9 protein-coding genes and 2 pseudogenes are annotated in these 12812 nt (G+C 61.7%); 6 read left to right on the forward strand and 5 right to left on the reverse strand.

Features of this window, described 5'->3' with window-relative positions:
- Positions 1-17 precede the first annotated feature (17 nt).
- The 4 genes and pseudogenes from MF410_RS36680 (at position 18) to MF410_RS29195 (ending at position 3746) form a co-directional block, all read left to right on the forward strand.
- Positions 18-1556, forward strand: a complete 1539-nt coding sequence (locus tag MF410_RS36680; RefSeq protein WP_275593046.1) for an amino acid ABC transporter permease/ATP-binding protein — start codon at positions 18-20, stop codon at positions 1554-1556.
- A gap of 85 nt (positions 1557-1641) precedes the next feature.
- Positions 1642-2779, forward strand: a pseudogene (locus MF410_RS29185) (FAD-binding oxidoreductase).
- A gap of 54 nt (positions 2780-2833) precedes the next feature.
- Positions 2834-3346, forward strand: coding sequence for a hypothetical protein (locus MF410_RS29190; protein ID WP_097628037.1), 513 nt, complete (start codon positions 2834-2836; stop codon positions 3344-3346).
- Between the two features lie 148 nt (positions 3347-3494).
- Complete coding sequence (locus MF410_RS29195; RefSeq protein ID WP_097628036.1) at positions 3495-3746, forward strand: hypothetical protein; 252 nt, start codon at positions 3495-3497, stop codon at positions 3744-3746.
- 45 nt (positions 3747-3791) lie between these two features.
- On the opposite strand, the gene MF410_RS29200 is transcribed toward MF410_RS29195, so the two are convergent.
- Positions 3792-6296 (reverse strand): methyl-accepting chemotaxis protein, encoded by a 2505-nt coding sequence (locus tag MF410_RS29200; RefSeq protein WP_097628035.1) that lies wholly within the window; start codon positions 6294-6296, stop codon positions 3792-3794.
- Between the two features lie 222 nt (positions 6297-6518).
- Complete coding sequence (locus MF410_RS29205) at positions 6519-7247, reverse strand: endonuclease/exonuclease/phosphatase family protein (protein ID WP_097628034.1); 729 nt, start codon at positions 7245-7247, stop codon at positions 6519-6521.
- A gap of 113 nt (positions 7248-7360) precedes the next feature.
- Between MF410_RS29205 and MF410_RS29210 the strand changes: the two genes are divergently transcribed.
- Complete coding sequence (locus MF410_RS29210) at positions 7361-8320, forward strand: lysylphosphatidylglycerol synthase domain-containing protein (RefSeq protein ID WP_097628033.1); 960 nt, start codon at positions 7361-7363, stop codon at positions 8318-8320.
- On the opposite strand, the pseudogene MF410_RS29215 reads toward MF410_RS29210, so the two are convergent.
- Positions 8267-9809, reverse strand: a pseudogene (locus MF410_RS29215) (phospholipase D-like domain-containing protein). The gene MF410_RS29210 and the pseudogene MF410_RS29215 overlap by 54 nt on opposite strands.
- Positions 9810-9901: 92 nt before the next feature.
- Between MF410_RS29215 and MF410_RS29220 the strand changes: the two are divergent.
- On the forward strand, positions 9902-11146 hold the full coding sequence (locus MF410_RS29220; protein WP_097628031.1) for a DUF763 domain-containing protein: 1245 nt from the start codon (positions 9902-9904) through the stop codon (positions 11144-11146).
- Between the two features lie 22 nt (positions 11147-11168).
- On the opposite strand, the gene MF410_RS29225 is transcribed toward MF410_RS29220, so the two are convergent.
- Entirely contained in the window at positions 11169-11618 is a 450-nt protein-coding gene (locus MF410_RS29225; protein WP_097628030.1) for a pyridoxamine 5'-phosphate oxidase family protein, read from the reverse strand.
- Positions 11619-11746: 128 nt separating this feature from the next.
- A complete protein-coding gene (locus MF410_RS29230) occupies positions 11747-12664 on the reverse strand; it encodes a DMT family transporter (protein WP_097628029.1) in 918 nt (305 codons plus the stop codon).
- Between the last annotated feature and the right edge of the window lie 148 nt (positions 12665-12812).

Genomic DNA, 12812 nt, shown 5'->3' on the forward strand with positions numbered 1-12812 from the left:
CTTCGATGGGGATCTCGATGAACTGGCTTGAAAATCTGCGCCGCAGCTTCCTGGATTGGGACGCCATGGCGGAAGTGCTGCCGAGCATGATCAGCGTCGGCCTCAAGAACACCCTGATCCTGGCCGCCGCCTCGACCGTGCTCGGCGTCGTCATCGGCATGGCTCTCGCCGTGATGGGCATCTCGCAGTCCCGCTGGCTACGGCTGCCCGCGCGCATCTACACCGATATCTTTCGCGGCCTGCCGGCAATCGTCACGATCCTGATCATCGGTCAGGGTTTTGCCCGGATCGGACGAGAGATCTTCGGCCCGTCGCCATTCCCGCTCGGCATCCTGGCGCTCAGCCTGATCGCCGGGGCCTATATCGGCGAAATCTTCCGCTCGGGTATCCAAAGCGTCGAGCGCGGCCAGATGGAAGCCTGTCGAGCGCTGGGCATGAGCTACGGGCAAGGCATGCGCCTGATCGTCATCCCGCAAGGCATCCGGCGCGTCCTGCCGGCGCTGGTCAATCAGTTCATCGGAAACGTCAAGGATTCCAGCCTCGTCTATTTCCTCGGATTGCTCGCCTCCGAGCGGGAAATCTTCCGCGTCGGGCAGGATCAGGCTGTCGTAACGGGCAATCTGTCGCCCTTGCTGCTGGCGGGCGTCTTCTATCTCGTCATCACCGTGCCGCTCACCCACTTGGTCAACTACATCGACGTGAGACTACGCCTGGGAAAACAGGGCCGCGGTACGGGTGCTGCGAGTGGTCTGGCCGAGGTCAGCGAGTTGCAAGCCGCTGCCGTCCCGCAGCCCGCGGCCAAATCTTCCGGAGAGACGAAACCGCGCTTCCAGGGCGGCGCCCTGAACATCCGGGATCTGAGCATGGCCTATGGCGATCTCGACGTGCTGAAGGGTGTCGACCTCGACATCGCCGCCGGGACCGTCACCTGCATCATCGGCCCCTCCGGTTCGGGCAAATCGACGCTTTTGCGCTGCATGAACAGGCTGGTGGAACCGAAGGGCGGTGACATCCTGCTCGATGGCGACAGCATTCTGGCCATGAAACCGGAACGGTTGCGCCGGCGGGTGGGGATGGTGTTCCAGCACTTCAACCTCTTTCCCGATCACACAGCGCTTGAGAACGTCATGCTTTCCCTGACGAAGATCAAGAAGATGCCGAGGCAGGAGGCGCGACGCATCGCCGAGGCGCGTTTGGCCGAGGTCGGTCTTGCCGAGCGCAGGGATCATCGCCCGGCAGGTCTATCGGGCGGGCAGCAGCAGCGCGTCGCCATCGCGCGAGCTCTTGCCATGGATCCGGAGCTTATCCTGTTCGACGAAGTGACGAGTGCGCTCGATCCCGAACTGGTCAAGGGCGTTCTCGACTTGATGGCGGCTCTCGGCCGCCAGGGCATGACCATGGCCGTCGTCACGCACGAGATGGGATTTGCGCGGAAGGTGGCCGATCAGGTGGTCTTCATGGATGAGGGCCGGATCGTCGAGGCCGGCTGCCCACAGCAGATCTTCGACAATCCCCAAAGCGAGCGGCTGAAGCGCTTCCTTGCGGAAGTCCTCTAGCCCCTGACGTGAAGCATGCCGCCAACGTCACTCACGACGGATGCATCGGAATTCGTTCGACATAGCAGGAAACAAGGTTATCGACATGAATGCTACCCCAAAACCTTCGAAGGTTGTCGTCATCGGCGGCGGCATATTCGGCGTCTCGACGGCTGTCCATCTCGCGCGCCTTGGGATCGCCACCGTGCTCGTCAGTGACGGGCCGCTTGCCAATGGCGCCTCCAGCCGTTCGCTCGCCTGGCTCAATTCTGCCCGGAAACGCTCCGACGCCTATCACCGGCTGCGCCTCGCCGGTATCGACCGGTATCGAACGCTCGCCGCCCGATATCCGGATGCGCCTTGGCTGCGTTTCGATGGCGGGCTGACCTGGGATGCCGATGACGCCGGTAACGAGATCGCCGAGGTCTTCGACTATGAGTGCAATCTCGGCTATCACGCGCAATGGCTGACCCAGGAAAACATTGCCGGCGCGACGCCCGGCGTCGACGCCAGCGCGGTGACGGTGCAGGGTGCGATCTTCAATCCTGGGGAAGGCTGGGTCGATCTCCCATCTCTGATCGGCATTCTCGCAGCGGAGTTCCGTTTGCTCGGCGGCGAGGTCGTGACAGACGCTGGGCGCGCGATAATTGATGTCGAAGGCGCCCGCGTCCGCGGCGTGAGCACGGCGGACGGCAGGCACTGGCAAGCGGAGTTCTGTGCTGCTTGCCGCGGGCAGCGCCGTTCCGGCAATCGTCGCCGAAGCCGGTCAGCATATCGCCGACGCAACGCCGGTCGCCCTTCTCGTCAGGACGAAGCCGATCCGCCATTCGCTGAAGGCCGTGCTTAACACTCCCCGCGTCGCCATCCGGCCCATGCCCAATGGCGGGTTCGCGCTCGATTCGGCCTGGTCCGAGGAAGAGGTCGGAATGAAGCCGGACGGCAGTTATGAGGTCAGACAATCGACGCTGGACGGGCTGCTGCGCGAGGCGTCAAAAGTTCTCGAAGGCAACCCCACGCTCGAGATCGACGATTATGGTGTCGGCCCGAAGCCCATTCCGGGCGACGGCGAACCGGTCTTCGGCGAGCTGCCGTCGATCTGGGGTTATTTCGTCGCCTTCAGCCATAGTGGAGCCACGCTCGGCCTGATCGCCGGCGAACTGCTGGCGGACGAGATCGCCACCGGACGCCGTCATCCACTGCTGGCGGAATTTCGGCCGGAGCGTTTCAGCGCATCGCGGCCGTGATGGATCAAATAGAGCCATCGAGCGTTCTGCCGAGGAAACAACGGGAGACGCATCATGTTTAAGGACGAGCCCGCCGGTGTCGGCGCGGAACAGAGACACGACGATGTCGGCGCGCGGACGGCGAACGGAGAGGAGACGAGCATCAACCCGGAGCTGATCCGGCGTGAGGGGTTTGCGAGCGAAGCCGAGTACGAGGCCTACCTCGCAACGCTCGGCCAGGATGCTCTTACACCGGCCGATGCTTATATGGAGGAACCGTTCCTGGTCTCGGAGGAGCATGTTCTGGAAAGTCGGTTGCGGGAGCTGAGGAAGGAGCTCGAAAACCTCCAGGCCCGCCTTCATGTAATCAGAGACCAGACTGCGGCCGTCGTGACTGAAAACGTCCGATGGGCAGATGCCAGTGCCCATGCCCAGCTCGGCAATCAGCCGTGGCTGAAGCTCGCCGGCGCGATGGCTGCGGCATTCGTTATCACCCGGGGTATCAGGCGACTGCCCCTCGGAACCGTCGCGACCACGGCGCTGCCCTTGGTCGCCGCCACTATGAATCGGAAATTCGCCAGAGGATAATGCCTAAAGCTCCAAAGCGAAATCTGCACCTGTTTGCGCATTTGGAACCGGCTTCCGCACATGGCCGATCGGGTCTGGGACCGTCATGAAACCAGTGTCATCTTCTTGCCGAAGTGTTCGTGACATTTTACATCTTAAGGAGGCGAACATGACTGGACATGACGACCGCTATATCGAGATTACGACACGTCTTCGCTCGGTGCGATCCTTCTGCGACTTCCTCTCGCAGGGCGGGATCGTCCGTGTCGCCTTGAAGGACGGCGCTCCCTATAAAGACGTCACGGCCGTACTCCTGGAACGGAATCGCAGGGAGGCGGAAGCGCTCGATCGTACACGCCGGCGGCTCTATCCGGATCTCTCGGATGAAGAGGTGATGCCGCCGCTCTACAGTCGTCACTGACCCGCCCGCCCGTCACGGGCGGCTACGAAGCAGAGCGGAGCCCCACTATGCAGCGTTCACGCGACGCGTCTCTGTTTCATCCAATTGGAATTGGTCGATCAGTTGCAGGAGCGTCTTCGTCTCGTCGGCAAGTTCCTTCGTCGCCGCGCTCGTTTCCTCAACCATGGCCGCGTTCTGCTGCGTCATCTGATCCATCCGGTTGACGGAGGAATTGACTTCGTGCAGCGCGTTGTATTGCTCCCGGCTCGACCGCGCAATGACGTCCATCTGCTCGGATGCGGTGACCACTTTCGCGGAAATGCTTTCGAGGACTTCGCTGGTTTCCCGCACGACCCGCGCCCCGTTGGTAATCTCCGTCCGCGAGCGCCCGATCAGCTGTTTGATCCTTTGCCCGGCCTCGGCGGAGCGCTGAGCGAGATCGCGAACCTCCTGAGCCACGACCGCAAAGCCTTTTCCAGCCTCGCCGGCGCGGGCTGCTTCGATGCCGGCATTGAGCGCGAGCAGGTTCGTCTGGAATGCGATGTCGTCGATGACGCCGATGATCTGCACGATCTCGTCCGAAGCGGCTTCGATCTTGCTCATCGCCTCGATGGCGCTGGCGACGACACCGGATGAGGAATCGGCCGTCTTCTTGGTGTCGGTGATGATCTCGCGGGCATCGTCGGCGCAGGCTGCCGACGAGCGAACCGTGGTGGTGATCTCCTCGATAGCCGCGGCGATTTCCTCAAGCGCGACGGCCTGCTGCTCGGTGCGCTTTGCGAGGTTGCTTGCCGACAGATCCATCTGGCCGGCATTGCCTTCGATCATGCGGGTGTTGGTGCGGATCTGATCGATCGTTTCCTGCAGGCGAAGCAGCGACGAATTGAAGTCGTTGCGAAGCTGCTCCAGCCGGCCGAAGAAGGGCGACGCGATCGTCTGTGAAATATCGCCTCGCGCCAGGCGCCCGAGCCCTTCGGCCAAGGCCGTCACTGCGAAGTCGATCTGCTGTTCGACGGCACGTTTTTCCTCGTCGTTGCGATGCCTTTCCTCCTCAGCCTTCGCCCGTTCGATCTCGCTACGCTCCTCGATCTCGACCTTGGCGATGGCATTGTTCTTGAAGACTTCGAGCGCGCGGGCCATATCGCCGATTTCATCGGCCCGGGTCTCGCCGACGATCGACGTTTCAAGCTTGCCATCCGCAAGCCGCCGCATGGCCGAGGTGATCTGGTTGATCGGGCCCTTGAGTGTGACCGTCAGCCCGACGCCGGCAAGGATTGCGATCACCGCGCCGAGGATCGTCGTTCCCAAAGACATGGCATTGGCGTCGGTACGTTCCTCGGCTGCGTTCTGCCGCTGCATTTCGGCGAACGCCGTCAGTTGCGACCACATCCGGTCGACATCGGCAGCGGCGGCGCGGAATTCTTCCTGGCGCTGCGCGCTGATGCGGACGAGATCGGTGGCGGCCTTCTGCATCTTATCAAGTGCCGGCAGAAGCTTCGGTTTGAGATTATCGAATTGGGCAACGCCGCCCGCATTCGAGATCAACATATCCAGCCCTTTTCTGACAGCGGTGATTTCCTGCGAAAGCCGCTGGAGATTGGCGTCCGTCGGGGCGAGCGTCAGTTTCGCCAGGACGATCTGGATCACATATGCCGAGGTCGTCAGCTTCTGACCGTCTCTCTGGCTGGTCTTGGCACGCTCGACCGTCTTGGCCGTTTCAGCCGCTTTATCCGTCACGGCCTTCAACCGCCGCGTGGCGACGACCTGCAATTCGGGCAGCCTGCCGACGATCTGGGCCGTCGCATCACGAAGGCCAGCGACGCGCGCCTCGGTCTGGCCGGAAGCCTCGACAAGCGGCTTCAGGGTCGCGATGGTATCGTCGATCGCTTTTTTAGCGTCCGGCGCATCGCCGCCGAGCGCCATTCCGACGATGCGCTGTTGCCGGGCGAGTTCGTCGAGATCCGCGCCACTGATCGGGCCGGCGGCTTGGGCCTTGTCGTTCAGCGATTGGGTGAAGGACGCGAAATCCGAAATGCGCCGCGCGTCGCCGAGCGTGTTGCGAGACTCGTCTTCCTGCAGGTCGGCCGCGCGTTGGAGAACCTTGGAGCCCTCGACGATATCCGTCTGGGACGACACGACGACGCTCTGCGCTTTCTGGAGATCGGCAAGGAGTGCCGTCCGGCTTTCTTGAAGCTGCCACAGCGAGTCCATGCGTGTCGAAATTCCATCGATCGAAGAGAGCGCCTGTTCCAACTCCTGCTGGCCGCTGCGATCCGCGGCGAGCCTGTCGAGGCCGGATTTCAGAAGAGCACGCTGATCGGCAAGCTTGGCGGTGACGGCGTCTCTGTTTTCCTGCGTGGCATTGGCGAGGAATTCGGCCATCGCGGCAGATAGATTGCGAAAGCCGCTCAAGGACTGCAGGACGGAGTTGGAAATATCCATCCGCCCCTGGAGCAGGCTCGATGCATAAAAGCCCATGGCGCCGACGGCCATGATGCTCAAGACGAATGGCGCGATGAACACCATCACCTGCGTCTGGATGCGCACACGTGACAACAGCCTAGCCAACATCAACCCCTCCTCTTCCTCCAAGAGAGCAGTCGATTTCGAGTGAAGGTCCCGATCCGCTCGAACGACTGAACATCCATCACCCGGACACATGATGCGCGGGCGGAACAGATATTCCATATAACATTATTCGTGAAATATTCGTTTCAATGTCGCTGCAAGCGCTGATGCGTGTCGTTTTTCAGTGGATAACAACGCCTAGGAGGTCGCGCGTGGCGCCAGCGTTCAGGCGAAGCAGATTTCTGCAAGAAGAGGGAGGTGATCCGAAGCGATCCTCGTCAGCCGGTTTTGCAGCACGGCCGCTTTCTTGACGACGAGATCGTCGCTGACGAAGACGTGGTCGATACGCATCAGCGGGTAGCGGGAGGGAAAGGTCGCTTTCGGCCGGTCCTTGCCTGCGAGCTGGGCGTCCTTCAGCGATCGCGCGGCAAGTCGGTACGTCGCCGACGACGGAATGGCGTTGAAGTCGCCGCAGAGAATAGTGGGAAGCGGTTCGTCCGCCGTGCCGCGCAGCCAGCCCGCGCTCAATAGCGTCGTCATCTGCCGCATGCGCTCGCGGCCGCGAAGCCCGAGATGAGTGTTGACAACCAGCAGTTTTCTGTCGCCGACCAGGATTTCGACGGAAAGGGCGCCGCGCTGTTCGCCGATGGATGGCAGCGGGCCGGCCTTGACCGCGCCTGTCGGCAGAGCGGTGATGATCGCATCGCCATATTGCTCTTCGGCAACCGACAGCGCCGGATGAAAATGGGCCTGCATTTCGAGCAGCGAGGCGATCATATGCGCCTGGTCGATGCCGCCGGTCCTGCGCCGGAGGACATCGACCTCCTGAAGCGCGACGATGTCGGCTTGCGCCTCGGCGATGACCGAAGCGATGCGCCCGGGATCGAGCTTACGGTCGCTGCCGATACAACTGTGCACGTTATAAGTCAGGAGTCTGATTGATTTTTCCGCCATGGGTCCGCTGAAACTCGTCCCTTGGGACATCGATCGTGTTCCGGGGGAACACAAAACTCGTTTGATCGTTCCAGATTATCGACCCACCACGCTCGCACTCCCGAGGACAATCGATGAGCTTGAAAAGCATGATCTGGAATGGACTGCTGGTTGCCGCCCTTTGTTTTGCAGTCTTTCTTCTCTATCGCATCTTCGAGCAGTACAGCCTCGACCAGATCGTCCAGTCGGTTCGCAGCATCCCGCTTTCAAGCTTCTGTACAGCGCTTCTCTTTGCTGCGGCATCCTATCTATGTCTTGGCTGTTTCGATCTGCTGGCGATCCGTTCGCTCGGCAAATCCTTGCCTTATCCTAAAATTGCATTGGCTTCGTTCATCAGCCTGTCGCTCGGCCACAATATCGGTTTTGCCGGGCTGAGCAGCGGTGCTTTCCGCTACCGCTTTTATTCGCGCTGGGGACTGACGACCGAGGACGTAGCGAAAATTATCCTGTTCTGCGGCGTCACGGTCGGGCTCGGGCTGATCACGCTCGGCGGCCTTGCTCTAATCGTCAATCCGGGTGATGCCGGGCGCCTGCTGCGGCTTGATACGGCCAATGTACGCATTTTCGGTGTGCTGGCGCTCATCGTGCCGGTCGTCTATGCGGCGCTGGCGTTTTTCATCCGCGGCAAGTTGCGCGCTTGGCGATGGTCGTTTCAGTTGCCGCGATTTTCGATTGCCGTCGCGCAGGTCGCGATCGGGACGATCAACTTCATCCTCGTTTCCGCCTGCCTGCACCAGATGCTCTCTGCCTTCGGCGACGTCGCTTTCTTCAGGTCGGTGACGGCGTATGTGCTGGCCAATTCGGCAATTCTCGCAACCCATGTTCCTGGTGGGCTCGGCGTGCTGGAGGCGACTGTCTCCTATGCCGTGCCGCAGGAAGCCTCGATCGGCGCGCTGATCGCGTTTCGCTGCGCCTATTTCTTCATTCCGTTGGCACTCGGCACGACGCTTCTCCTCATCAGTGAGATCGTCTTCCGAAGGTCACGCGGGACGGACGAGGAAGCGGACGAGCGCGCCGAGGCCCAATCGGCGTAGCGGCAGGAAAGGCCGGGCCGGGTCAAAGAACCCGGTCCCTCTGACCGGTGAGGTGCTGCCGGAAAGCTCGACGACGAATTCTCTCAGACCCCGGGCGCCGTCATTCAGCGCCTCAATCCCTTCGATCACCGAGCCGCTTTGCGCGTAGGCGGCTGCAACGGTCTCGGTGCCTGTTCCGAGATATTCCGCCAGCAGGCGGTTACGCAGCTCCGCCACCGCGCGGCGGTGCTCGTCTGTTTCAGATTCGAATAGGATATCGCATTCCGAATCAATCCCTTCGGAGCGATTGTTGAGATTGGAGGAGCCGATGCGTACCAGCTCATCGTCGGCGATCATCAGTTTGGAATGGATGAGCACCTCGACCTCGTCGACAGTCGCTGGTGCTGTCCGCCCGGGCACGATTGGCCCGGGCACTGTCGGCCCGGGCACAACGGGAAAATAGACCCGCAGCCGGTTCGCGCGATCGGCCCGTTTGAGAAGGCGGATGACGCGGTCGCGATTGCCGCCCATGATAATCTTTTCGATCAGCCCGTGGGAGCTGCGCGTGCAGATGATGACGACCTCGGGCCCGTCTTCCTCCTGCAGCCGTGCGGCTATGGCGTCGGCGACGCGGAAGGAGGCGAGATATTGCGCCTCGATATAAAGCAGGCGCCGTGCTCGCGAAATGATATCCAATGTCGAGGCGATACCGTCGCTGATGCCGGCGCACAAGGTCGTCGACGGCTCCGTCAGCGCGAAGCTCACCGGGATATCCCGCAGCGAAACAGCAAGATCGTCCGGCCAGGGAAAGGGCGCGCGCTCGGCAAGCGGCGGGTGCCTTTCGCCGGTAGCTGTTTCCCAGCGTCGCCTGGCGATATCGCCGATCAGCCGTGCGGCGTCGCCCGTGACCATCGCCTGAACGTCATGGAGCGGATCGTAGGACACGCCCTCGGGGTCCCGCCGGAGCCTGTCCCTGGCATGATGGCGCTTTGTGTCCCATCGCCGCGACGTCAGGTCGATGCCGCCGATGAAGCCGACGGCGTCGTCGATGCAGACGAGTTTCTGATGGTGAGAGCCGCGAACGGCACCCTGAAGATCGAAACGCAGGTCGATCCGGGCATTCTTCAGGGAAGTTCTTCTTGCGAAGCACCTGCAGGGATTTTTCCGAATAGACCGGCCCGAGCGCCCAGATGAGGATGCGTATCTCGAGTTCGGGATTGGCCGCCGCGAGCCCATGCAACAGGTCTGCCAAAGTCTCGTCGGATTGCTCCGGTTCCAACGGGATGTCGGGATTGAAATCCCAGCCGATGATCCAGATCGTGCGCCGTGCCTGCCGCAGCGCCCGCGAAACTTCGGCGAAATATCGGTTGCCGTTGATCAGGAAGGCCGCCTTCTCGGCGATGCCCTCCAGGCGCAAAGCGCTGTTATTCCGTTTTTCGCGGCCGTCCGGCCATTGCGATTTTGCCTGGGGCAGGCTCGGGTTATTGAAGACGGTCTCGATTGCGGTCATGATTGCCTCGGCTTCTAACTGCGAAAACAAACGCCTGGAATATTTTTGGGTTCCGTGCGGCGTCGGAGTGATGGAAAGCGTAAGGAAACGAGATGTCACAACGCGCAGGCAGCGCCGATCTTCCCCTTCACGGGGGACGTGTGCCGCATTGGCTCGGCGACCGGATGACGCGGCTCGGAGCCCTGATCGCCGAAGCGATCGTGCATCACTACGGCCGGGACGAATTCCTGCGCAGGCTCGCTCATCCCTTCTGGTTTCAGTCCTTCGGCGCGGTGATGGGCATGGATTGGCATTCCTCCGGCATCACCACAAGTGTTCTCGGTGCGTTGAAGCGCGGGCTGAAACCGCGCGCCGGCGAACTCGGCCTGCATGTCTGCGGCGGCCGCGGCGCGCAATCGCGCAAAACCCCGCACGAGCTCGTCTCGATCGGCGAACGCGTCGGCCTCGATGGCGAAGGCCTGGCGACAACGAGCCGTCTCATCGCCAAGGTCGACAGCGCTGCGCTTCAGGATGGGTTCGATCTTTATCTGCACGGTTTCATCGTCGCCGATGACGGCCATTGGGTGGTCGTGCAACAGGGCATGAACGGCGACAGGCGGCAGGCACGGCGCTATCACTGGCTGTCGGAGGGGCTGGAGAGTTTTGTCGACTCGCCGCATGCGGCAATCGAGGGCAGGAGCCAGGGCACGATCGTCAATCTGGCCGACCGGCGCGCCGAGCGGTCGCGGCGCGGCCAGCTCGATCTGCTGGCAACACTCGGTCCTGACCGGATCATCCGCGAGGCCGCCGCGCTGCTGCGTGTCAAGCAGCCGGCGCCCGAGCCAGCCGAGCAGCCGATGCTGCCGCACCTGATCATGCCGGCGCATCACGACGTGCGCGAGAGCGATGTCAATATGCGGCGTCTGCATGGAAATCTTGCTGCCGCAGCCGACCGCGGGCCGGCGGATTTCGAAGAGCTGCTGCTGGTTCCCGGTGTCGGCGCCCGCACGGTGGAGGCGCTGGCTATGGTGGCCGAGGTCGTCCACGGCGCACCCTGCCGTTTTTCCGATCCGGCACGCTTCTCCATCGCCCATGGCGGCAAGGACCGCCATCCCTTCCCGGTGCCGCTCAAGGTCTATGACGAGACGATCGGCGTAATGAAATCGGCAGTGCAGAAGGCCAGGCTCGGACGGGAGGAAGAGTTGCAGGCGCTCAAGCGCCTGGATAATCAATCCAGGCAGATGGAACGCTATGTGACAGGCCCTGACCTCAAGGAAATCATCGCCGGCGAATTCCGCCAGTCCGCCGATTTCGCCGGCCGGAGCGTCTTCGGCTGGGAAGAGCCGCCCGCAGAGTAGGGCACACCGTTATGCCGCTCTCTTAGCTCGCTAATCCGGGTAGGGTGACCTCGCCGTTTTCCTCACCATCCCAGTAGCGGATGGAGGACGCCGAAACTTTGATAAGAACGATCCCGGGAGTGTCCACACCTTCCGGAAACCACCGCTCGAGATCGGGCACCCAATGGTCTTCGAATGCCGCCTTGTCCCGCACCAGTGAGGCGACGCCCTCGACAGCTATGAAGATCCCCGGCTTGCCGAGGAGACTGGGCGGTGCCGTGAACGTCAGCGAGACCATGTCGATGCCTTCGATCTCCGTGATTTTCCTGCTGTCCTCATACGAAAAGAACCAAGAATCCCCGTCATATTCGACGTCGCCATTATTGCTCATCGGGCGGGCCGAGATGCGGCCCGACCCGGCGTTCGTCGACAGCATGCAGAAATCGATCTTCTTCAATTGCGAGGATAGGTCTTCGAGGGTCATGAACGCCATTGCGATCTCCCGGGTTTGAATGCTCGGGAGTAGCGTGCAGGCGTCCAAATTGTTCCGTGGAAATGCAGGAATTCCAGGGGTTACAGCGGCGTCCTGTGCGAAACTGAAAGATAAGCGGCGCTATAGCCTCAATGGCCGTCGGGCGGGACGGCTTCGACCGGAACCGTCTCTTTCAGGTTCTTCCGATGGAAGATGAAGAGCCCGGCAAAGACGATGATTGCGGCGCCGACGATGATCTGCATATCGGGAATATCGTTGAAGAAGATGTAGCCCAGCACGATCGCCCAGAGCAGCAGCGTATATTGCATCGGCGCCAGCAGCGATGCCGGTGCGAGCTTCAGCGAGCGGGTGATCAAGAGATGCGCGCAGGTGGCGACGACACCGAGCAGGAGCATGCCGGACCAATTGACGAGCGTTGCCGGCTGCCAATGGCCGATGCTCAGCGCAATGCCGGTGGCAAGGGCGGCGATCGTCTGCCACGTCACCAGGGTCGTGTCGCTGGTCGAACGCAGATAACGGCTCATCACCAGCGACAGCGCAAAGGCAAGGCTGCCGGCAAGGCCGAAGAGCGACGGAAGCGACAGCATCGCCGTCGACGGACGCAGCGCGATGACGACGCCCGCGAAGCCGACCAAAACGGCTAGCCAGCGACGCCAGCCGATCTTCTCCCCAAGAAAGAAATGCGAGAGCGCGGCTATGTAGATCGGCCCGGCCATATAGAAGGTCATGACGTCGGCGAGCGGCAGATAGGCGACGGCCGCGTAGAACAGGGCGACATCGGCGGTCGCCATGAAAACACGTATGAACTGGAGGCGCTTCTGCTCGACACGGAACAGGGCCATCGGCCCTTGCCGTGCGATCATCGGCCCAAGCACGATGAAAGAGCCGACCGAGCGGATCACCAGTACCTGACCGAGGGCGAAGTTCGTGAGCAGCCATTTGCCCATAGCATCGTTCAGCGCAAAGAGCAGATCGCCGAGCAGCATCAGCACGATACCCGTCATGATCAGGTTTCCGGCGTTGGCTGCAGCCGCCTTGGTCTTCATCTCTCGAATCCTCGTGAAAACGGCCGCGCATTGCGCAGCCGAGTGCGGCTTCGGCCTTAACACCGCCAATGTCAATGGTCAGTTTCGTCCGTGATTTTGTTTGCTCGCCGTCTTCTATCGTTCGGCACTTCATTGGCAGCTTTCAGCA

This window comes from Rhizobium sp. C104 (assembly GCF_022354505.1).
Taxonomy (GTDB): domain Bacteria; phylum Pseudomonadota; class Alphaproteobacteria; order Rhizobiales; family Rhizobiaceae; genus Rhizobium; species Rhizobium redzepovicii.

Excerpts from the sequence above, each read along its gene's own strand:
- MF410_RS36680 (WP_275593046.1), top strand. The coding sequence starts at position 18 with ATGAACTGGCTTGAAAATCTGCGCCGCAGCTTCCTGGATTGGGACGCC.
- MF410_RS29190 (WP_097628037.1), top strand. The coding sequence starts at position 2,834 with ATGTTTAAGGACGAGCCCGCCGGTGTCGGCGCGGAACAGAGACACGAC.
- MF410_RS29195 (WP_097628036.1), top strand. The coding sequence starts at position 3,495 with ATGACTGGACATGACGACCGCTATATCGAGATTACGACACGTCTTCGC.
- MF410_RS29200 (WP_097628035.1), bottom strand. The coding sequence starts at position 6,296 with ATGTTGGCTAGGCTGTTGTCACGTGTGCGCATCCAGACGCAGGTGATG.
- MF410_RS29205 (WP_097628034.1), bottom strand. The coding sequence starts at position 7,247 with ATGGCGGAAAAATCAATCAGACTCCTGACTTATAACGTGCACAGTTGT.
- MF410_RS29210 (WP_097628033.1), top strand. The coding sequence starts at position 7,361 with ATGAGCTTGAAAAGCATGATCTGGAATGGACTGCTGGTTGCCGCCCTT.
- MF410_RS29220 (WP_097628031.1), top strand. The coding sequence starts at position 9,902 with ATGTCACAACGCGCAGGCAGCGCCGATCTTCCCCTTCACGGGGGACGT.
- MF410_RS29225 (WP_097628030.1), bottom strand. The coding sequence starts at position 11,618 with ATGGCGTTCATGACCCTCGAAGACCTATCCTCGCAATTGAAGAAGATC.
- MF410_RS29230 (WP_097628029.1), bottom strand. The coding sequence starts at position 12,664 with ATGAAGACCAAGGCGGCTGCAGCCAACGCCGGAAACCTGATCATGACG.